At 38.1% G+C, this 19,080-nt stretch carries 24 protein-coding genes; 13 read left to right on the top strand and 11 right to left on the bottom strand.

What is annotated here, in order from left to right; all coding sequences use genetic code 11:
• Window positions 1-77 precede the first annotated feature (77 nt).
• Window positions 78-1,079 carry an LLM class flavin-dependent oxidoreductase gene (locus tag RCG19_RS23040; protein ID WP_308109103.1) on the top strand — a complete coding sequence of 334 codons (1,002 nt, stop codon included), beginning with the start codon at window positions 78-80 and terminating at the stop codon, window positions 1,077-1,079.
• A gap of 125 nt (window positions 1,080-1,204) precedes the next feature.
• Here RCG19_RS23040 and serC read toward each other — a convergent pair whose 3' ends face one another.
• Window positions 1,205-2,302 (bottom strand): 3-phosphoserine/phosphohydroxythreonine transaminase, encoded by a 1,098-nt coding sequence (gene serC, locus RCG19_RS23035; RefSeq protein WP_308109102.1) that lies wholly within the window; start codon window positions 2,300-2,302, stop codon window positions 1,205-1,207.
• A 274-nt stretch (window positions 2,303-2,576) separates the two neighbouring features.
• Here serC and purU point away from each other — a divergent pair, with 274 nt between their 5' ends.
• The gene (gene purU / locus RCG19_RS23030; RefSeq protein ID WP_308109101.1) at window positions 2,577-3,476 is read left to right on the top strand and encodes a formyltetrahydrofolate deformylase; all 900 of its coding nucleotides are present in this window, start codon (window positions 2,577-2,579) and stop codon (window positions 3,474-3,476) included.
• A gap of 98 nt (window positions 3,477-3,574) precedes the next feature.
• Here the strand turns inward: purU and RCG19_RS23025 are convergent, their stop codons facing one another.
• Window positions 3,575-4,177: a cell wall hydrolase gene (locus tag RCG19_RS23025; protein WP_308109099.1), complete on the bottom strand. Its 603-nt coding sequence runs from the start codon at window positions 4,175-4,177 to the stop codon at window positions 3,575-3,577.
• A 317-nt stretch (window positions 4,178-4,494) separates the two neighbouring features.
• Between RCG19_RS23025 and RCG19_RS23020 the strand changes: the two genes are divergently transcribed.
• Window positions 4,495-4,839, top strand: a complete 345-nt coding sequence (locus RCG19_RS23020) for a lmo0954 family membrane protein (RefSeq protein WP_308109098.1) — start codon at window positions 4,495-4,497, stop codon at window positions 4,837-4,839.
• 24 nt (window positions 4,840-4,863) lie between these two features.
• Window positions 4,864-5,517 (top strand): PspA/IM30 family protein, encoded by a 654-nt coding sequence (locus tag RCG19_RS23015; protein ID WP_308109097.1) that lies wholly within the window; start codon window positions 4,864-4,866, stop codon window positions 5,515-5,517.
• Between the two features lie 151 nt (window positions 5,518-5,668).
• On the opposite strand, the gene RCG19_RS23010 is transcribed toward RCG19_RS23015, so the two are convergent.
• The gene (locus RCG19_RS23010; RefSeq protein ID WP_308109096.1) at window positions 5,669-5,866 is read right to left on the bottom strand and encodes a YwbE family protein; all 198 of its coding nucleotides are present in this window, start codon (window positions 5,864-5,866) and stop codon (window positions 5,669-5,671) included.
• Window positions 5,866-6,060, bottom strand: a complete 195-nt coding sequence (locus RCG19_RS23005) for a hypothetical protein (protein ID WP_166240679.1) — start codon at window positions 6,058-6,060, stop codon at window positions 5,866-5,868. The genes RCG19_RS23010 and RCG19_RS23005 overlap by 1 nt, the downstream gene beginning before the upstream one ends.
• Window positions 6,061-6,141: 81 nt before the next feature.
• Between RCG19_RS23005 and RCG19_RS23000 the strand changes: the two genes are divergently transcribed.
• Window positions 6,142-6,324, top strand: a complete 183-nt coding sequence (locus RCG19_RS23000; RefSeq protein ID WP_308109095.1) for a DUF2187 family protein — start codon at window positions 6,142-6,144, stop codon at window positions 6,322-6,324.
• Window positions 6,325-6,533: 209 nt separating this feature from the next.
• The gene (locus tag RCG19_RS22995) at window positions 6,534-7,760 is read left to right on the top strand and encodes an MFS transporter (RefSeq protein WP_308109094.1); all 1,227 of its coding nucleotides are present in this window, start codon (window positions 6,534-6,536) and stop codon (window positions 7,758-7,760) included.
• 44 nt (window positions 7,761-7,804) lie between these two features.
• Here the strand turns inward: RCG19_RS22995 and RCG19_RS22990 are convergent, their stop codons facing one another.
• Window positions 7,805-9,085, bottom strand: coding sequence for an MFS transporter (locus tag RCG19_RS22990; protein ID WP_308109093.1), 1,281 nt, complete (start codon window positions 9,083-9,085; stop codon window positions 7,805-7,807).
• Window positions 9,086-9,296: 211 nt separating this feature from the next.
• Between RCG19_RS22990 and RCG19_RS22985 the strand changes: the two genes are divergently transcribed.
• From RCG19_RS22985 to RCG19_RS22960, 6 genes are all read left to right on the top strand, one after another.
• Window positions 9,297-9,620 carry a BC1872 family protein gene (locus RCG19_RS22985; protein WP_308109092.1) on the top strand — a complete coding sequence of 108 codons (324 nt, stop codon included), beginning with the start codon at window positions 9,297-9,299 and terminating at the stop codon, window positions 9,618-9,620.
• A 160-nt stretch (window positions 9,621-9,780) separates the two neighbouring features.
• Entirely contained in the window at window positions 9,781-10,167 is a 387-nt protein-coding gene (locus RCG19_RS22980) for a GntR family transcriptional regulator (RefSeq protein ID WP_308109091.1), read from the top strand.
• Between the two features lie 40 nt (window positions 10,168-10,207).
• A complete protein-coding gene (locus RCG19_RS22975; protein WP_308109090.1) occupies window positions 10,208-11,299 on the top strand; it encodes a DUF1648 domain-containing protein in 1,092 nt (363 codons plus the stop codon).
• Window positions 11,300-11,490: 191 nt separating this feature from the next.
• The gene (locus RCG19_RS22970; protein ID WP_308109089.1) at window positions 11,491-12,765 is read left to right on the top strand and encodes a hypothetical protein; all 1,275 of its coding nucleotides are present in this window, start codon (window positions 11,491-11,493) and stop codon (window positions 12,763-12,765) included.
• Window positions 12,762-13,046, top strand: a complete 285-nt coding sequence (locus RCG19_RS22965; protein WP_308109088.1) for an EscU/YscU/HrcU family type III secretion system export apparatus switch protein — start codon at window positions 12,762-12,764, stop codon at window positions 13,044-13,046. The genes RCG19_RS22970 and RCG19_RS22965 overlap by 4 nt, the downstream gene beginning before the upstream one ends.
• A 68-nt stretch (window positions 13,047-13,114) precedes the next feature.
• The gene (locus RCG19_RS22960) at window positions 13,115-13,984 is read left to right on the top strand and encodes an HAD family hydrolase (protein ID WP_308109087.1); all 870 of its coding nucleotides are present in this window, start codon (window positions 13,115-13,117) and stop codon (window positions 13,982-13,984) included.
• Between the two features lie 136 nt (window positions 13,985-14,120).
• Here RCG19_RS22960 and RCG19_RS22955 read toward each other — a convergent pair whose 3' ends face one another.
• From RCG19_RS22955 to RCG19_RS22935, 5 genes are all read right to left on the bottom strand, one after another.
• Window positions 14,121-15,251, bottom strand: a complete 1,131-nt coding sequence (locus RCG19_RS22955; RefSeq protein ID WP_308109086.1) for a CAP domain-containing protein — start codon at window positions 15,249-15,251, stop codon at window positions 14,121-14,123.
• A 141-nt stretch (window positions 15,252-15,392) separates the two neighbouring features.
• A complete protein-coding gene (locus RCG19_RS22950; protein WP_308109085.1) occupies window positions 15,393-15,623 on the bottom strand; it encodes an ABC transporter in 231 nt (76 codons plus the stop codon).
• Window positions 15,624-15,853: 230 nt separating this feature from the next.
• Window positions 15,854-16,534 carry a zinc metallopeptidase gene (locus RCG19_RS22945; RefSeq protein WP_166240699.1) on the bottom strand — a complete coding sequence of 227 codons (681 nt, stop codon included), beginning with the start codon at window positions 16,532-16,534 and terminating at the stop codon, window positions 15,854-15,856.
• Between the two features lie 76 nt (window positions 16,535-16,610).
• On the bottom strand, window positions 16,611-16,853 hold the full coding sequence (locus RCG19_RS22940; RefSeq protein ID WP_166240701.1) for a glutaredoxin family protein: 243 nt from the start codon (window positions 16,851-16,853) through the stop codon (window positions 16,611-16,613).
• A gap of 89 nt (window positions 16,854-16,942) precedes the next feature.
• Window positions 16,943-17,395: an Rrf2 family transcriptional regulator gene (locus RCG19_RS22935; RefSeq protein WP_308111059.1), complete on the bottom strand. Its 453-nt coding sequence runs from the start codon at window positions 17,393-17,395 to the stop codon at window positions 16,943-16,945.
• 208 nt (window positions 17,396-17,603) lie between these two features.
• Between RCG19_RS22935 and RCG19_RS22930 the strand changes: the two genes are divergently transcribed.
• Entirely contained in the window at window positions 17,604-18,476 is an 873-nt protein-coding gene (locus tag RCG19_RS22930) for an SDR family oxidoreductase (protein WP_308109084.1), read from the top strand.
• Window positions 18,477-18,580: 104 nt separating this feature from the next.
• Here RCG19_RS22930 and RCG19_RS22925 read toward each other — a convergent pair whose 3' ends face one another.
• The gene (locus RCG19_RS22925; protein ID WP_166240772.1) at window positions 18,581-18,940 is read right to left on the bottom strand and encodes a Lin0512 family protein; all 360 of its coding nucleotides are present in this window, start codon (window positions 18,938-18,940) and stop codon (window positions 18,581-18,583) included.
• Window positions 18,941-19,080: the final 140 nt, after the last annotated feature.

Genomic DNA, 19,080 nt, shown 5'->3' with positions numbered 1-19,080 from the left:
CATAGGCATTTAAGTTTAATTCTTATATTCCTATTGGTATGATGGGAGTGTACTCCTAATAGAAAGGACAAATGAATATGGCAACCATTCAAATACCTGTGTCTGTCTTAAATTTAGCCCCCATACGCGAGGGACATAGCCCGAAAGAAGCGATCGATGCCATGGTGGAATTGGCACAAGCAGTTGAAAAAATGGGCTATCAGCGCTATTGGATTGCTGAGCACCATAATACGCCAACACTTGTCAGTTCTGCCACGTCTATTTTAATCAAACATACATTAGAACATACTGATCACATCCGGGTGGGATCTGGCGGTGTGATGCTACCAAATCATTCCCCATTAGTTGTAGCCGAACAATTTGGAACAATGGCAACGATTTATCCAGATCGTGTGGATCTTGGGCTTGGCCGAGCTCCCGGCACGGACATGATGACCGCAAGTGCTTTAAGGCGCTCGAAAAATGATTCTGTTTATACATTTCCTGATGATGTTAATGCCCTGCTTACCTATTTTGGTCCTGAAGAAAGGCAAAGTTATGTGAGAGCCTATCCAGGTGTCGGTACGAATATTCCAATTTATATTCTCGGTTCGTCAACAGATTCTGCCTACCTAGCTGCAAGATTAGGTTTGCCATATGTATTTGCATCCCATTTTGCGCCAAGGTATATGGAAGAAGCGATATCAATTTATCGCAGTCGTTTCCAGCCTTCTGACTACTTAGATAAGCCCTATATGATGGTCTGTTTAAACGTTATTGCTGCTGAAACGGATGAGGAAGCAAATTGGCAGTCGACAACGATGCAGCAATTTTTCCTTAATGTAGTAAGAGGTTCAAGAAGTCCGTTGCAACCTCCTGTTGAGAACATGGATGAGATTTGGAATTCAGCGGAGAAGGATATGGCATCATCGATGTCTAGCGTGACCCTAATGGGCAGTAAAGAGACAGTCAAACAACAACTCATTCATTTCCAAGAAAAATATAACGTTGATGAACTTATGGCGGTATCCTATATTTATGATCCTGACAAACAAAAACGTTCGTATGAAATCTTAAAAGAGATTGTGGACGATGAATAGATTTTACCATCACAAAAGGCATGTACATTAAGTAAGATTTAGTTCATAAAAAAGAATAGAACAGTACTATCTGACTAAAAATGGAGGTCATTCTTTTTACAAGAATGCCTCCGTTTTTCATTTAGTTAGCTATTTTTCTTTTGGAATACACCCATAAACTCACTGAATGCCTTGCATGTTTCAAACGGAACGGCGTTATAAGCTGATACACGGCATCCACCGATGGAGCGATGACCGTTAACTCCTACAAAGCCTTCCTGTTTAGCCTGTTCTAAGAATTTCTTCTCTAGTTCTTTTGATTTTAAATTAAAGGTGATGTTCATTAGTGAATGGCTATCTGGCGCAGCATGGCCTATGTAAAAACCATTGCTAGTTTCGATTGTATGATAGATAAGATTAGCTTTGTTTTCATTTTGTTCAGCAATAGCAGATAATCCGCCGAATTCACGAACCCAGTTAAGAACCTCTCCCAGCATGTAAATGCCAAAGGTTGGCGGTGTATTATATAGGGAGTTGTTTTTAGCATGTGTGCTGTACTTTAACATTGTTGGGATATTGGTGTTCGCTTGTTCAAGGAAATCCTTACGAATAATGACAACAGTTACGCCAGAAGGGCCAAGATTTTTCTGGGCGCCGGCATAGATGAGAGCAAATTTACTGACATCAATCGGCCTTGATAGAATATCGCTCGACATATCAGCAACAAGCGGTACATCCCCAGTGTCTGGAAAATCTGCCCACTGTGTACCATAAATTGTATTATTGGAAGTTAGATGTAAATAGGCATCTTCTGGATGAAACTTTAATTCTGAAACAGTTGGTATGTTTCGGTAATTTCCATCTTTTGCAGATGCTGCCTGATAAACATCCCCAAACAATTTCGCCTCTGCGAATGCTTTTTCAGACCAAGAACCGGTCATCACATATCCAGCCTTTTTACCCGGTTTTAAAAAGTTCATTGGGATCATGGAAAACTGAAGACTGGCTCCTCCTTGGAGAAACAGTACTTCGTATTGATCCGGGATAGACAGTAGTTCCTTTAAGCTGTTAATTGCCTGATTATGAACTTCCTCATAGGTACTGCTCCGGTGGCTAAGCTCCATGACTGACATTCCAGTACCACGAAAATCGATTAGTTCTGCTTGGGCTTTTTCGAGGACTGAAATAGGTAATGCAGATGGCCCAGCATTAAAATTGTATGCCCGTTGTGTTTTCACTGTCATAATTTTCTCTCCCTATTTTTTATTTACTTGAATATATCATATATTTTAAAAATTTGGGAAATTAAAGCGGTTACATGATGAAAATAAATTTGAGGATGAAAAATGCGTTAATGGAGGGGGGATTGATAAGCAATTTTTTTGAGGTTGTGAAATTATTTACAGAAAAAGCTATCCGATTTAGCAGATGGATATTTATCAATTATATGAAAGTTCTTAACAAAGGAGTCTTGTCTACTGTATAATGGTGGTCATTAACAGAAAGGAAAATAAACATATGAATTTCACTATTAAAAATCAAATCGAACAATTTAAACAACATAACCAAAATCGTGGGCGTTTGTTAGTTAGCTGCCCGGATCAGCCTGGGATCGTGTCAGCCATCTCGCAATTTTTATTTTCTTTTGATGCCAATATCATCGAGTCCAGTCAGTACTCAACCAATCCTGAGGGCGGCATATTTTTTATTCGGATTGAGTTTGAATGCCCGTTATTAAAAACAAAAGAAAACGAAATGGTGCTAAAATTTACTGAAATTGCCGCAAAATTTTCGATGGACTGGCGTTTAACTCCTGTTTACAAAGTGAAGAAAGCTGCGATATTTGTATCAAAGGAACTTCACTGCCTGTTGGAACTTTTATGGGAATGGCAAAGCGGGGATTTAATGTCCGAGATCGCTTTAGTTATTAGTAATCATGAAGAGGCGAGAGAGGTGGTGGAAGGTTTAAATATCCCATTCTATTATATTCCGGCAAATAAAGAGATTCGAGAACAAGTAGAAGAACAACAGCTGCAGCTACTCAATGAGTATGCTATAGATGTGATAGTTTTAGCGCGCTATATGCAAATATTAACACCAAAATTCGTGGAAGCTAACGCGAAAAAAATTATCAATATCCACCACTCCTTCTTACCAGCGTTTATTGGCGCAAGACCGTATGAACGAGCCTATGAACGCGGAGTGAAAATTATTGGCGCGACTGCTCATTTTGTGACGAATGATTTGGACGAAGGGCCAATTATTGAACAGGACATTGCTCGAGTCGATCACCGTTCAGATGTCGATACCCTAAAAAAATTGGGTCGTACGATTGAACGAAGTGTATTGGCAAGGGCAGTAAAATGGCATATAGAAGACCGAATTATTGTCCATCAAAATAAAACGATTGTTTTTTAACGGAAGGTTCTGTTCATTCGGAAAATGGGAGGAAGTATTCCTTGACCGAATGAGCTTTCTTTTTGCTGTAACGTAGAATGGGAAAATTCTAAGGATACTTAGATTTTAAATACATGTCGTCCAATCACTAATGTTGTCGATCTTGAATCAAGCCAACGACTAGTAGCAATGGCAGGATTATAGAAAAATAACGACCCGGCTGCTATATTCCGGCTCCCATTCATTGCTTCATGAACGGCTTTGATAGAATCCGCATCAGCAGGTTTATCGATTTGACCATTCTGTACAGGCTGAAATTGCCCCTTTTGATATATAACCTCTTTAATGGTGTTAGGGAAGGAGACGCTATCAACTCTGTTAAGCACGACACAGGCGACAGCTACTTTTCCTTGATAGGGCTCATTTTGTGCTTCAGCCCTAACTAGTCTAGCAAGCAGATTGATTTCGTATTCTGAATTTCCCACAACGATTTCCGGTTTCGTTGTTGTTTCTTCTGATTTATTTGTATGTACAATCTCCCCAATGTGAATGAAATCAAGATTTTGAATTTGCGGGTTAAGTCTTGCTAAATCTGCTAACTTAAGGCTATTATCTCTCGCAATTTTAGACATGGTATCCCCGCTTTTAACGGTGTAAGCAAAAGCCGGGGAAGCAAATAAGAGTGCAACCACTATTGTCAATGTGGAAATTAGTTTTTTCATCGATCTATTCCCTCCTAGTTGATTTCTCGTAAATCGTTTATTAGTTTCTATTTCTATGAATGAAAGAGATAGATTAGTATTACAGTTTCTTTACATAGATAGGTGAGATTCTTGATTCCCGCATTTATATGAAAAAGGACTAACCAGTCGGGGTTTGTCCTTTTTTTAAGCATGAATAAATTGGTCCTGCATCACCTAAGTCTTAAGACCGATAGAAAAATCAAGCTCAAGCGCAATTATGAAACATCCTGAAAAAAGGTAAGATGGAATCAAGATAAGGAAAACAAATTAGATACGAAATTAAGGAGGAAAAAATAATGAAACAATTTGGTTTACTGGTAGCAGGAGGCCTTGCCGCCATGATATTACTTAAAACAATTGGTCCAATGATTGGATTACTGGTTGGATTAGCAATTTTGTACTTTATCTTTAAGCAATTTTTAAAAACAGAATCCACAGGGATGAAAATTGGCTTAATCATCATCGGATTACTGGTCCTTTCAGCAACAATCCATCACATCCCAGCTCTTATTGGAGTGGGTGCTGCATATGTGCTCTATCTTGTTTATAAAAATTGGAACAAAAACAAAAAAACGGCAGTAAAAAATGAAATGGATCCATTTGTTAGTTTTGAAAACCAATGGAATGAATTAAAGAAATAAAAATATCGAAAGGGGAAATAGTACATGACAAACTTATTTACTAGAATAAAAGATATTATCGTCGCAGATATAAATGAAACGCTACATCAAAAGGAAAAACAAAATCCGATTGCTAAACTCAATCAATACCTCCACCAATGTGAGCAGGAAGCAGCAAAGGTTGGGAAATTGGTAGAACGTCAGTCGCAATTAAAAGATGAATTTACCAGAGAGCATAACCTAGCAAGGGAATTAGCTGAAAAAAGAAAGTATCAAGCAGAACTTGCTTTAAAAGCAGGGGAAGAAGAACTCTGCCAATTTGCTACGGCCGAGCATCAGCATTATTCAGAGCGTATGCAACGCTTAGAAGCATCACTTGAACAGGCAACAGAGCAGTTAATTGAATTAGAAATAAAATATGAGGAAATGAAGCAAAAACTGAAGGATATGCATTTACGAAGAATGGAATTAATGGGCAGGGAAAATATTACACGTGCCAATATCGGAATGAACCAGGTGTTAGAATCTGATTCTTACCACCAAAAGTCATTCTCGAAGTTTAAAGATATTGAGCACTACCTCGACCGGTTAGAACAAAAAGTTAGCAAGTCCTTCAGCAACAGTAGCTTTGATGCCCAGCTGACACAGTTAGAAAAAGAAATGAGTAGGGACAATTCCTTAACATTAACGAAAGAATAAATGAAGAAAGGGAAGTGATGTAGGAATCACTTCCCTTTTTCAATAGGGTAACAAAAAATGATCATGGTTTAGTTTGAATGGTAATCTGTGAAACTTCATTTTAAATAAAAAATCATTTCAGGAAATGTTCCATAAATGCTTTCTTACTCACTTAATTGGGATTAATTTTCTGAACGCGCCCAATCTGGCCATCTGTTAGCCTTACTTTGATGCCATGGGGATGGGTGCTTGAATTGGTAAGGATATCTTTTACGATTCCTCTAGTAAGTTTACCTGTTCTTTGGTCCTTTTTTAAAACAATGTCAACTGTCAGGCCCGGGACTATGTCTTTCCGATTTTGCCCGTTCATTAGGTACCCATTTTTCTGCGGGTATTGCTTGGTTTCTTTGTTTGCTGGCTCTTCAACTTTTTAGTTGAAAGGTTTGCATTTGTATTTCCATTACTAGAGGAGGCTTGATTCTTTTTGTTTGCTAATTGCTGCTTCATTGCCTCTTGCAAGCTGATTTTCTTCTTTCCCTCTTCGGGTTGATGATTCTCAGTCATAGAAAATATCTCCTTTTATTGAATATGATAGTTCATTTAGTATAAACTATTTTCTGGATAAGATAAAGAAGAGGTGATGGAATGGCTACTGCAAAAGTTGGCGATATTATTTCCTTTAAGCGGGAAGGGAACTCCTTTGAAGGTGAGGTTTCTGCCATTAGGGAAAATTCTGTAATTGTTCAATACGGTTTTTCAAAGGATAAAGGCGAACCATTAATAACCATTGTGAATCATAAAAATTACAAAATCAAAAATTCGAAGTAAAAAAATTATTGTCACAAATTAATTGTCATGATAGTATTAGTAAAAATATATTCCCTTTAATCTGGTCCAGAGAGACCAAAAGGCGAAAGTAACTTCGTATATTCTGTTCTTATATGATGCCCTTTTGTCCTTTGGATGAAGGGGCATCTTATTTTGCCAAAGTATCTTTTAATCATAGTCCAGAGAGGCTTGGAAGGAGACGTCAAAAAGTGAATTATCAGAGAAAAACAGTAGTAGCTTCAGTCGCAGGTTTAACCCTAGAGGGAATGGACATTATGTTTATTTCTTTTGCTATGTCCCTCATAATCGCAGAATTTCATATTGATTTAGCAACGGGTGGACTTATTTCTTCTATTACCAACATAGGGATGCTCGTTGGAGGAATAATTTTCGGAATTCTAGCAGACAGGTTTGGAAGAGTGAAGATCTTTACTTATACGATCATTTTGTTTGCTATCGGTACGGCACTAACCGGACTGGCAACAAATATTGAACAAATATACCTATTTCGATTTATTGCTGGTCTAGGAGCAGGAGGAGAATATGGAATCGGCATGGCATTGGTCGCAGAGGCATGGCCAAAGAATAAGCAGGGACGTGCTTCATCATATGTTAGTATCGGGGCTCAATATGGGGTGATTCTTGCCGCACTACTTAGCGCTATCCTACTTCCGGCATGGGGTTGGAGAGGATTGTTCCTTGTCGGAGTGCTTCCGGTTATCTTTGCCTTTATTGTGCGGAAGAATTTAGCCGAATCCCCGGAATGGCTAGCTTCGAAAAAAGTGAAAAAGCTTGTGCCGAAGCAAGGAAATTTAAAGCAATTATTTGCAACAAAAAGGATTGCTTTAACAACAGTGGCATTAGCTATAATGGCGAGTGTTCAAATTGCCGGCTATAATGGACTGATGATTTGGCTGCCATCAATGCTGCAAAAATCACAGGGATTATCAGTATCAAGTTCTGCACTTTGGACGATAAGTACTGCAGTAGGAATGATTGCAGGAATGCTGACATTTGGGCAATTCATGGATCGACTGGGGATGAAGAAGGCATACGGAATTTTCTTATTTGCCTCAGCAGTGTCGGTTTTCCTCTATTCCTATGCATCCGGCAGTACAGGCCTTTTAGTTGGTGGCGCTATCGTCGGATTCTTTTCGAATGGAATGTTTGCTGGATATGGTGCATTAATCAGTAATTACTTTCCAGTTGAAGTTCGCAGTACGGCTACTAACACGATATTCAACTTTGGTCGAGCAGTTGGAGGCTTATCTCCAATTTTAGTTGGTTTCATATTACAGCATGCTACGGTCACTGTTGCAATGAGTTACCTTGCTTTACTTTATTGTATATCGTTTATGGCATTGATTAGTTTAGGAAAAGGACGGACTGGTCGCGAGCATAAGGCCATTTATCCCTCTACTAAAGCTGCATCATGAATATACAAAGAGTGACTGGTGTTTTCCTATTTGGAAGGTCCCAGTCACTTTTTCTTAAAAAGACCTTTCTCTCGGCTGATCACGGGCAGGTTTTCCCTAATAAAAATTACACCCATCAAGCCAATAAGGGAGAAGACCACTGGTATGAAGAAGCTGTAGTAATATCCCACACTAATACTGTTTGGTGTGGCAGGAAAACGGTCTAGTACCATTCCAAAAATACTCGGCAACAGGACGGCACTTAAAAAACCCCCAGTATTTGCAAACCCCGAGACAACTCCTAAATCCCTATTTGGAAAGGATTGGCGGACGATGGCAAAGGTTAAAGCACTTGCCCCATAACCACAGCCAATGATAAAAAATAGTATATGCAGCATCAAAATTGGCGGCTTCCCATTAAACAAAATAAAGGCAGCCCAACACAATAAAATGGTGAGATGAACCATTACATATGGCCGTTTTATCGTTGCCAACACACTTGAGATCCAACTCGTTAACGGAGCTCCTATAAGGGCCCCGATGAGCCCAATCATAATAAGCTGACTTGCATCCGACCGAGTCATACCATATACATGGATTCCATAAGGAACAGCCCACGAACCGATAAATCCTACATATGCACCGACAACTCCAAAATGACAAAGGAATAAGGCCCATGCCTGCCGATTGGAAAATATGCGGCGCAGTAAAATCAGTGTTTTTTCCCGTTCTATCTCATTTTTTTTAGTTATTGTTTTGCTTGGGGGTATTTTCTTTGACTTTTGAATCAGTACAAAATAGAGGAGAATTCCGCAAAGACATAACATCATTCCCACTGAAAAAAACGCTGTTCTCCATCCCAATAAATCAATCCATGCTGAAAAAGGAACGGTTGCCAGCAAGAATCCTAGACTTCCGGTCATTCCCGCTAGCCCAATTAATCTGACAAACTCCTTTACTCTAAACCATTGACTCAAAATTAACACAAGATTAACCCAGATCGTTGCATCCCCAATCCCCGTTAGAAATCTGGCGAGAAAAAGGAAAAATTCATTCGTACCAAGACTATAAAGTATTGTCCCTATTCCAGTCAGTATTGCCCCTAAAATAAGAAAAAGATTGGGACCATACCGATCTGCTAGGATTCCAAAGGGAATCTGCAGACCAGTGTAGGCAAAAAATTGCATACTTGTCAGTAACCCGATGGTGGATGCAGTTACATGAAAATCCTTCATAACCTGGTCAGTAATTAATCCAGGTGCCGTTCTTTGGCTTGCCATTAAAAAGTATGTAAACAATACAGAAGCAAAAACAACCCATCTAAATCCGCTATTTTGTTTGTCCATTGATATATACTCCTATCAATATTTTACTTTTATGTATATGGAGTTCAATGTAAGCGTAGAAATGCCATACTTAAAATAATCCTTCTGAAAATTTTTTCAATAAATACTGGAAATTAATCAAGTGCTGTTATATAATTACAATTAATTAATAACGCTGTTATATAACATATGGAGCAATAATAAATTAATGTAGAAAAGGGGATTGATGAAAATGAATAAAATCGACTCAATTGCACGTAGAATACTAGGTTGGAAGTTAAATAGATGGGATCGTTGGTTTGACTATGAAAAGGGAGTCTTTATTCATGAATCTGATTTTCAGCCGGAGGACAATATTGACCATGCGATGCTAATTGTGGAGCGATTAAAGGAGTTAGGATTTACCTATACAAGAAAAGATTTTTCCAAGATTTGCTTTAATGACATTTGTGCATCTGGTGAGACGCTGGCTCAAGCGATTACGAATGCGGCTTACTCAATCGTTGAACTAAGTTCCATTCCGGATAACACAAGAATTGCACAGAAATTATGCTAAAGGATATTTAATTTTATATTTGAACAAAAAACTGTCGAGAATTTCTCGACAGTTTTTTGTATTGATTGGTTTGAAAAATGTTTAAAGGATATAATGACTGTTCTAGCTATTATAGAACAATATTGTTATAATAAATATAGAACAGATTGGAGGGGAAAAGATGATTATCCGAATTGAACCTAATGCTGATGTTCCAATCTACACTCAATTGACCAATCAAATAATTGAGGGAATTGCACGAGGAGAGATCCAATCAGGCACTGCACTTCCTTCAGTAAGGGCCTTCGCAGCAGACCTGGGCGTTAATATGCACACAGTAAATAAGAGTTATCATGAATTAGAAAAAAAGGGAATTATTCAGATTGTCCCCAAGTCTGGGGCTGTGATTGCTTCATCGAAAGAAGGAATGACTGTTGATTCTTATTCTTACCAAAGGATTTCCACTGAACTAAGGCCAGTGATTGCAGAGGCGCTTGTTATTGGCCTGGCTAGTGAGCAGATACAGGAGCTAATAACATCGATAATACATGATTTAACCGAAGATTAAGAATGAAGGAATACAATTTTAAATAGAGGAGGAGCACTTTATGTCTTTATTCATTTTCCTTATCATCTCGCTCTTTTTATTGATTATCCAAACGGCTATTCCGTTCCTTGTTAAACGAACAGTTGTATTTGGGGTAACGATACCAGAACCATTTATCAAAAATGAAAAACTTGCGGACTATAAAAAAAGGTATGCCCTTATCGTCTTCTTCGCATCTATCATCACTTTGGGTATTTATACCATATGGGCCCTTACAAAAAACCCAACAGAGGAGCTTATAGTGTTATGCGGAACCGTTATTCAATTTGGAATTGTTTTAATTAGCATGTCACTTTATTTTTATTTTCACGGAAAGATTGTTCAATTAAAGAAAACAAAAAAGTGGAAGGAAGATTTACAACAGGTTCAAATTACAGATTTATCTATCCGTTTACAGGATGAAATGCTTCCTTGGTATGTTTATGTATTGCCGATTACTATCGCTATCGGATTAATTGGTTATACGATTTTCCAATATACTATCTTGCCGGAACAGATTCCAACACATTGGGGAATCAAAGGAAAACCAGATGCGTTTACAGAAAAGACACCGTTTTCCGCTATTTCGATGACATTAGTCTTATTGGTGATGCAGTTCATGTTTCTTGGAATGAATATCGCAACAAAAAAATCCGGTATAAAATTAAGTGCGACAAGTACACAGGATTCCAGGCTTAGGCAGCTAGCTTTAAGGAAGTATTCCAGCTGGTTTATGTTTCTAACAAGTCTATTAATCACCTTATTATTTAGCTGTCTTCAGTTGTCGACCATTCACCCGAAATTAATCTCAAATAATTGGCTGGTCGCCATTCCGTTAATTTTCCTTCTTGTCATTTTAGTGGGGAACGTTATCTTTGCCGTGAAAGTGGGGCGTACTGACAAAAAGACTACAGGTCAGGTAAATGGAAAAATCACTGATTTTGATGAGGATTCTTATTGGAAAGGCGGACTGTTTTATTTTAATCGGAACGATCCATCCATCTTTGTTGAAAAACGTTTTGGCGTGGGCTGGACGCTGAATTTCGCCAATCCAATTGGTTATCTTCTAGTAATTGCACCAATTCTACTAATCTTACTCTTCCAGTTTCTATAAATACTTCTGGTTTGCGGAAAAGGAAAAAAAGCTTGGGCGCCAAGCTTTTTTCTTTCCATAAAATATAAGCAAGTGTCATTGTTACTTCAGATTCGTTTGAAACATTCATGGATTAAAATGCGTCAGGCAGGTTCTATTTACTGGTTACATATTTATTCTTTCGTTTTATAATAGTTTAAAGGAGTTTTTTTATGAATCCAGTACAATTGATCCAATCCCTAATGAATGTTGAAAATGTACAAAAAGCAACTTTGCTATCTTTTAAACCAGGGCAAATGTTTTATGGCAGAGTGGAGAAATTTCTTCCAAATGAGACTGCGATTGTTCAGATTGGTAGTACAAGAGTGGTGGCTCAAATTAAGGCTTCATTAATTGAAGATAGGTACATATTTGAGGTTTTGCAAAGTGAAGAAGGCCGTATTCAACTGAAAGTAGTAGAAGATAAAGGGCCAGGCATTCCGGTGAAAGCATTGTGCGAACAATTTCAACTTCCCAACACTAAGCAAAATCAGCAATTATTGCAGTATTTTTTAGCGGAAGAAGTCCCATTTACAAATGAGCAGTTAAGGACTGCTTCGGTTTGGATAAACAGTGTCGCTGATAAGAAAGAACTAACCGCCCTTGAATGGATGATCAAAAAAGAATTGCCCTTTACAAAACAAACCTTTCAATCGTTAATTGCGATACAAGAAACGGAATCGTTTACCAGTCAACTAGAAAAAGCCCGGATTTTTTTAGGAACTGGGAGATTTTCAACCTATGAGAAAGTGGAATCATTAAAACAAATGCTGGAAAGTTTTCAAATAAGTTATACAATGGATGAACTAAGTAGCGGTAGTGATGTAAAACAAATGCTGCAAACGATGAGTCGCACGTTAGGTTTAGACTATGAAAATGAAGTAGAGTTATGGTCAAAAGACCTAAAGAGATCTATGGACCCACTTCGATCATTAAAACCTCTCTTAATGAGTGCCATTGCGGAACTCGGCACAGAAGGAAAGGAATTAGAGCCTCTGTTACATCGATTAACAGGTTTGCAACTAATCTCACAAGACTTAACAGGGCCGATGCAGCAATTGGTGATGCAATTCCCATTAACGCTTAATGAGAGACAAACGGATATAACCATCCAATGGAAGGGCCATAAAACAAAGAATGGCCAAATTGATTCTGACCATTGCCGAATCTTATTTTACTTAGATTTGGAAAGTTTAAAAGAAACGGTAATCGACATGCAGGTGCAAAATCGGGTGGTTCATATTTGTGTTATTAACAATTCAGACGAATTAGCATTACTTATTCCAACTTTAACTCCAACTTTAAAGGAAAAGCTCGAACATGTCGGCTATAAGCTTTCGTTTATACAGGTGGTTCCGCCTAATGGTAAAGGGAAGACAGGGAAAATACAGATGACTCCCACCTTATTATCAAGGGATTTTTCAAAAAGGGTAGATGTAAAAGTATGAGTAAAAAAACAAAACGAATGCAAGCTGTTGCCTTAACCTATAATGCGGTTCAACAAGCGGCTCCAAAAGTGGTGGCCAAAGGCGCGGGACATGTGGCAAATTCAATCATTGAAAAAGCAAAAGAACATCAGGTTCCGATCCAGGAGGATCCATCCTTAGTGGAGTTATTAAGTCAACTGCAATTAAATGAAACCATTCCGGAAGAATTGTATAATGCTGTTGCAGAAGTGTTTGCCTTTATCTATCAAGTGGACCGACATCATGCGAATCAAAAAACATAATTCTACTGCAATCAGCTTGATCCTCCTGGTCTAATAAGGTAAAGTGGTGATGGCAGGAGGGAATAAGCTTGGAATTTAAACCTAGAGCAATATTTTTAGATATGGATGGGACGATACTAAACCACCAAAATGTGGTAAGTATACATACAAAGGAAATAATAGATGCATTACGGATACAAGGATATTATGTTTTTATAGCAACAGGAAGAGCATTTGATGAAATAGAACCAATGGTGCCGCCTGGATTTCAAGTTGATGGGGTCGTTACGTCAAATGGTATGGCGGGATATGTTGATGGCGAAATCATATTTAAACATACACTCCCGCTTAATTTGGTTGAAACTATTATAAAAAAAGCGAGAGAACATATGGTGTACTATGAACTTTTTCCATATGGAACTCCTCGAGTCACGCTAAAGCAAGACCAAGTCTATGTTGAGGATGAAATAAGAGACCCTAAACCGGACAGTGTCGGTTTGAATGAGTGGCTATCACGTAAACAGGCACTAAAAGAAGAAATTGCTTGGAAGGATCATTTAGAAGGAAATGAATTCTCCAAATTTTACTTTTTTGCCAGAACAATAGAACATATCCAGACCTGGAAAAAAGTGCTAGAACAATTGAAGAAAGAAGTAGATTTTACCATGTCGGTTTCTTCTGAACACAATGTTGAGGTGATGGTTGCAAACGTGAACAAAGCAACCGGAGTTCAACAGATGTTAAAACACTTTGGGTTGTCAGTGCATGAAACGCTGGCTATTGGCGATAGTGATAATGATTTGCCCATGCTGAAACTTGTCAATTATGCAGTCGCGATGAAAAATGCACCTGATCGCATAAAAGAAATTGCGAATGACGTGACTGATTTCACTTGCGATGAAGACGGGGTATATTATTATCTGAAATCACAATTTGAGTTGTCAACCTCTAATAAGTAAAGGAAAATAGGTATCGGGTGCCGGAACCCAGTGAGCTAATGCGTGTGACTAGCTGGGACCAGGCACCGATTCTTTTTTTAAAGGATAAGAAAGCATAAAATTCGACTTTGAGAATTGTCTAGCTCCAGCGCTTTTCTTATTTAGCATAAAAGTTCTCCGTATAATATGGCTGTGATTGATCATTAAAGGCAACGCCCACACCTAAATATTTATATCCTTTTCGCAAAATATTTTCTCTATGTCCAAGAGAATTCATTAACCCTTCGTGGGCAAAAATACTGCTAAACTGCCCATATGCAAGGTTTTCCCCGGCTAAATAAAAGATGATATGATCCTCTTTCATTCTATCGAAAGGCGACTGCCCTTTAAGATTTGTGTGATCAAAGTAGTGATTGACCGCCATATCGGTACTATGCTTCCGAGCTGTTTCTCTTACATGGTCATCCCATGACAGAATGGGAAGCTGGTGCTCAACACGAGATGCATTCGTCAAATCGAATAGTTGCAATTCAAATCCTTCTTTTAATGCCGGACTTGCACTAGTGTACAGTTCATGTTTCTTTTGTTCCATTTCTTTGTTGATTAATTGCATGGCTGTCACTGTATTGTTTTCGTGTTTGTCGTAGAAAATGGTAACATAACCTTCATCTAGCAGATAGACCTCATAGTCAGCATTTTCTTGTAATTGAAAAACAGTCAGCCCCTTTTGAATCCCAGTTAATGGTTCTCCAAGCGCAGCTCGCACCGTTTCTTTCGAACTACCTAACTTAATTCCATTGTTAGAGGAAATTAAATCTTGATTCGTGTATAGTCCTGCTACCCGTTTTTTATCGTCGTACATAATCATAAAAAAGTTTTGATAATTGGTGTGATAGGCATACCACTTTGCTCCGTATTCATTAAGTGTTTCTCGGTTTGATTGGCCTACAATGTGTTCAATACCTTCCTTAGTGGCACCAAGTTCTATATTATGGACGGAAAAAACTTGATTAACCGGTGGGTGTACCGTTATTTTTTTTTGATCTTGAGGTTCCTCTTTTTGTTGTTTATCTAAAAAAAGACCAAGCTGCTCTATTAATTGTTCCATCCCATCAGATAGAGAATCGATGGTTGCTTGTAATCCAGGATTGTTTATAACATCATTTAGTTTGGATTCAACTTGATTCATTTCCTTTACATAATCAGCACTAGCGAATTTCTGTTTAATAATTGGTCCAGAAACATATAATATAAATAGTATTACTAGGATTGAAAAAAAGCGCCACATCCACTATCCTCCATTTCTATTAGAATTGTAACCAAATTAATATAAATATATAAGTAATATGCCTATATACGTTAGTTCAAGTATGAAAAAATGCTGCACCCTAAAAAATAGGTGCAGCATTTTTCAACATTTTACCACTTATTAACGACGCTGATGCCAAGCTTTTTTAAATACAAGTAATCCAAAGATTATAAAAGCTAGGAAGCCGATTAACGCAATAAGAATGGTTAAAATATTTCCTAGGGTTCCAAGGCCAAGTAGAACAAAGAAGTCGCTAGTAAATCCCAATACCGCTAGTAGCAGCCAAATCGCACCTGTTATAAAACCAAGAAAAATGCCAAATACACCACAGGAAGATTGCCCATGACTCATCAAATTCACCCCCTGTCACTGGTTGTTCCATAGTAATGTATGCGTTTACGTAGGAACCCGTTTATGAGATTACGTAAAGTGGGCTTAAAATAGGTGAAAATGAGACTATAGAATCAGTTCAGCCCTGCTTTATTGAAAAATAAAAAAGTGCCGGCACCCAGATGAAAATGGGAGTACCAGACACTTTTTTAGTGACCTTACTGAAACTTTTAATAAACAATATTTCCTTATTAATCCTCATTATTACGCATTCCCGTAAACATGAGAACAAAACGAAGGAGCTCTGCTATAGCAACTACCGTTGCAGCCACATAGGTTAACGCAGCAGCATTAAGAACTTTCCTCGCCTTACCCTCTTCATCATTCCTAATTAGACCTGAACCAATCATCATATTTAGTGCCCTGGAACTCGCATTGAATTCAACTGGAAGTGTAATAACCTGAAATAAGACTGCAGCTGCCATGGCAGCTATTCCTAGTAATAAAAGGTTTGCGGATGATAGGAGTAGTCCAATTAATATTAAGATAAATGAAATGTTTGACCCTATATTTGCCACAGGTACTAGTGCATGTCGGATGCGTAACGGAACATAGCCCTCCTTTTGCTGAAGACAATGACCAACCTCGTGAACCGCCACGGAAATCGAAGCAATGGAAGTACCATGATAATTAGCCGTGGACAGCCGAACACTTCTAGTTCTTGGATCATAGTGATCCGATAAATGGCCTGACACCTGTTCAACCGTAACATCGTATAACCCATTTGCATCTAAAATTCGCCGAGCTGCCATGGCTCCGGAAAAACCAGAGGAGGTGGCCACTTTTAAATATTTGGAATAGGTATTTCTTAAGTATACTTGGACTATAAGTGGTACAAGCATGATAAGAATAAAGTAAAAAATAAAGCCCATGAAATATACTCCTTTTTAGAAAGGTAATTTAGAATATATATATAATTTACCGCAAATCCCACATTTTAATATAACCTTATACCCCTAAGATCTTGGCCAATTTTGCTTGATCAAATCCTAGAATAACGTCTTCACTCGTATCGTTTTTGATAATGGTTGCGGGTGTAGCGGCAGCACCAAGTTGAATAAGTTCTTGCAGATATTGATCGTCCTTACGTATGTCTCTTTCTTCAAACTTAATCCCATTTTCTTTTAGCCAAAGTTTTTCCGCATGGCAAGGAGGACATGTCTCCTGAGAATAAATGATCACTTTCTTCATTTCATTACCTCCACTTCATCTTTGGTTATTGTGGTTTCCAAGAATACAATAATATACTATGAATCAATATTCAACAGTGTATTATGTTGCTAATTACTTTTTATTTTATTATTCAATTTTTCTCTTTCTGTAATATCCCTTACTACATCCCCAATGGTTACATTTCCGAGAGCTTTCTCCAATGCCAATTGGGCAGTAGAGAACAGTGGCTCAATCGTATTTTGAATATTTCTTCCAACAGGGCATTCTGGATTCGGTTTCTCGTGAATACTAAACAACTCTTTATCTTGAACGACATCTACCGCCTTATAAACATCATACAATGTTATTTCGGTTAAATCCTTTGCTAGTTCAGCACCTGCTATACCAGCTCGTACATTAACTAAACCTGCATTTTTTAGCATCCCCATTATTTTTCTAATCACAGCTGGATTGGTATTTACACTTCCCGCAATAAACTCTGATGAGTTTACCCCACCATTATTCACTTCAAGAAGTGTTAATATATGAACCCCAACTGCAAACCTGCTGCTAATCGACATCATTGCTCACCTTCCTAAAATTTTTATATCACAATAATTTATATAAAATGTAATTAATTTGATTACAAGTGTATTATACCAAACTGTCGAACAAAATATATAAAGTGTGTTTCGGTTGACAAAAGAATAACTTGTTATTAGAATGATTACAGGTAATTAAATTGATTACAAGTTTAATTCATTTACAATAAAATGGGGGGAATCATCCATGAAATTTTTAGTAACAGGTGCAACAGGGAAATTGGGAACAAAAGTAGTGGAGAACATATTAAAAACTATACCGGCGAATCAATTAGCTGTCAGTGTACGTAATCCCGAGAGGGCAGAAGGATTACGATCACTCGGGGTAGATGTTCGCCAAGGAGATTTTGACCTTCCGGAAACATTGGATGCTGCTTTTGAAGGCATTGATCGTTTATTGATTATTTCTGCAGATGGTGACAATGAAACAAGAATTCGTCAGCATACAAATGCAGTCGCAGCGGCTCAAAGGAAGGGAGTTAAATTTATTGCTTATACAAGTTTAGCAAATGCAACAGATAGTACAAATTTAATGGCACCTCCTCATGTAGCGACAGAAGCAGCGATCATTAAAACAGGAATTCCATATTCCTTCTTGCGTAACAATTGGTATCTGGAAAACGAAATGGGGGGTATTCAGGGTGCGTTAGCAGGTGCTCCGTGGGTAACTTCAGCTGGAACAGGTAAAGTGGGGTGGGCACTACAACAAGATTACGCAGATGCGGCAGCAGAGGTGCTTTTAGGAAGTGGGCATGATAATACAGTATATGAACTTTCCGGTCCACTTTTAACGCAAGAAGAATTAGTAGCTGCTCTTGGTGCCATATTGGGTAAAGAAATACCTGTACAACAAGTCAACGACGAGACGTATGCCGAAATGATGAAAGGACTAGGTTTACCGGATTTTGTTATTCCGATTGTTGTAGGAATTCAAGAGAGTATCCGCAATGGTTCACTAGAAGTTGAAAGCAATGATTTTGAAAAGCTTCTCGGTCGTCCAATAACGCCAATAAAAGAGGGATTAACTCAAATCGTTAACCAAATTTCTCAAGCAAAATAAAAAATATTCTTAGCAACGGTAAATGGAATCATCTGCCTGAACCCCCATGTGCTAGTGTTACCCAGTGGGGGCCAGGCTTTGATTCTCTCGTACCATTTTTTAAACTAATAGCCAACTTCAACCGATGCGACGACTATGTACATCATATCATTTTTATCTCCCTTATCCTCGAGAGCAATCCCGCTAGTTGTCATCATTCCTCCATCCATGACTTCCACTGTAACGCTACCATATGGCAGAGCCTCTTTTACAGCATCGATATCAAGGTTTTCTTTCTCACATGGAATGGCAAGTTTCACATTCACTTTCATATGATCTAGACTGTTTTCAGGGAGCACAGAACGAATGCCGGGCATGGAATTATAGTGAATGGCATTTTTTACAGCGCGAACTGCTGCTTTTGTAATATTTTGGCCATGTACATCAATCCCCATCCCAGTTTCAATAAACATTAATTTTTCCATCACTAATTCATCTTCCTCTCCATATTCTTTCACTACAATATTTTACCGCTTTTCAACCACTTTGTTAAATTTCATCCACATTCCATTTTCAAAATGATATAGCGCAGTAAAGGAAAGGTTCTGTAGCATATGGAAGGATA

Origin of the sequence: Neobacillus sp. OS1-2, assembly GCF_030915505.1 — a bacterium.
GTDB lineage: Bacteria > Bacillota > Bacilli > Bacillales > Cytobacillaceae > Neobacillus.
This window is presented reverse-complemented; position numbering and strand designations above follow the sequence as displayed.

What these genes read in the sequence shown, in the direction of transcription:
- RCG19_RS23040 (WP_308109103.1), top strand. Translation starts at nt 78, where the DNA reads ATGGCAACCATTCAAATACCTGTGTCTGTCTTAAATTTAGCCCCCATA.
- serC (WP_308109102.1), bottom strand. Translation starts at nt 2,302, where the DNA reads ATGACAGTGAAAACACAACGGGCATACAATTTTAATGCTGGGCCATCT.
- purU (WP_308109101.1), top strand. Translation starts at nt 2,577, where the DNA reads ATGAATTTCACTATTAAAAATCAAATCGAACAATTTAAACAACATAAC.
- RCG19_RS23025 (WP_308109099.1), bottom strand. Translation starts at nt 4,177, where the DNA reads ATGAAAAAACTAATTTCCACATTGACAATAGTGGTTGCACTCTTATTT.
- RCG19_RS23020 (WP_308109098.1), top strand. Translation starts at nt 4,495, where the DNA reads ATGAAACAATTTGGTTTACTGGTAGCAGGAGGCCTTGCCGCCATGATA.
- RCG19_RS23015 (WP_308109097.1), top strand. Translation starts at nt 4,864, where the DNA reads ATGACAAACTTATTTACTAGAATAAAAGATATTATCGTCGCAGATATA.
- RCG19_RS23010 (WP_308109096.1), bottom strand. Translation starts at nt 5,866, where the DNA reads ATGAACGGGCAAAATCGGAAAGACATAGTCCCGGGCCTGACAGTTGAC.
- RCG19_RS23005 (WP_166240679.1), bottom strand. Translation starts at nt 6,060, where the DNA reads ATGACTGAGAATCATCAACCCGAAGAGGGAAAGAAGAAAATCAGCTTG.
- RCG19_RS23000 (WP_308109095.1), top strand. Translation starts at nt 6,142, where the DNA reads ATGGCTACTGCAAAAGTTGGCGATATTATTTCCTTTAAGCGGGAAGGG.
- RCG19_RS22990 (WP_308109093.1), bottom strand. Translation starts at nt 9,085, where the DNA reads ATGGACAAACAAAATAGCGGATTTAGATGGGTTGTTTTTGCTTCTGTA.
- RCG19_RS22985 (WP_308109092.1), top strand. Translation starts at nt 9,297, where the DNA reads ATGAATAAAATCGACTCAATTGCACGTAGAATACTAGGTTGGAAGTTA.
- RCG19_RS22980 (WP_308109091.1), top strand. Translation starts at nt 9,781, where the DNA reads ATGATTATCCGAATTGAACCTAATGCTGATGTTCCAATCTACACTCAA.
- RCG19_RS22975 (WP_308109090.1), top strand. Translation starts at nt 10,208, where the DNA reads ATGTCTTTATTCATTTTCCTTATCATCTCGCTCTTTTTATTGATTATC.
- RCG19_RS22970 (WP_308109089.1), top strand. Translation starts at nt 11,491, where the DNA reads ATGAATCCAGTACAATTGATCCAATCCCTAATGAATGTTGAAAATGTA.
- RCG19_RS22965 (WP_308109088.1), top strand. Translation starts at nt 12,762, where the DNA reads ATGAGTAAAAAAACAAAACGAATGCAAGCTGTTGCCTTAACCTATAAT.
- RCG19_RS22955 (WP_308109086.1), bottom strand. Translation starts at nt 15,251, where the DNA reads ATGTGGCGCTTTTTTTCAATCCTAGTAATACTATTTATATTATATGTT.
- RCG19_RS22950 (WP_308109085.1), bottom strand. Translation starts at nt 15,623, where the DNA reads ATGAGTCATGGGCAATCTTCCTGTGGTGTATTTGGCATTTTTCTTGGT.
- RCG19_RS22945 (WP_166240699.1), bottom strand. Translation starts at nt 16,534, where the DNA reads ATGGGCTTTATTTTTTACTTTATTCTTATCATGCTTGTACCACTTATA.
- RCG19_RS22940 (WP_166240701.1), bottom strand. Translation starts at nt 16,853, where the DNA reads ATGAAGAAAGTGATCATTTATTCTCAGGAGACATGTCCTCCTTGCCAT.
- RCG19_RS22935 (WP_308111059.1), bottom strand. Translation starts at nt 17,395, where the DNA reads ATGTCGATTAGCAGCAGGTTTGCAGTTGGGGTTCATATATTAACACTT.
- RCG19_RS22930 (WP_308109084.1), top strand. Translation starts at nt 17,604, where the DNA reads ATGAAATTTTTAGTAACAGGTGCAACAGGGAAATTGGGAACAAAAGTA.
- RCG19_RS22925 (WP_166240772.1), bottom strand. Translation starts at nt 18,940, where the DNA reads ATGGAAAAATTAATGTTTATTGAAACTGGGATGGGGATTGATGTACAT.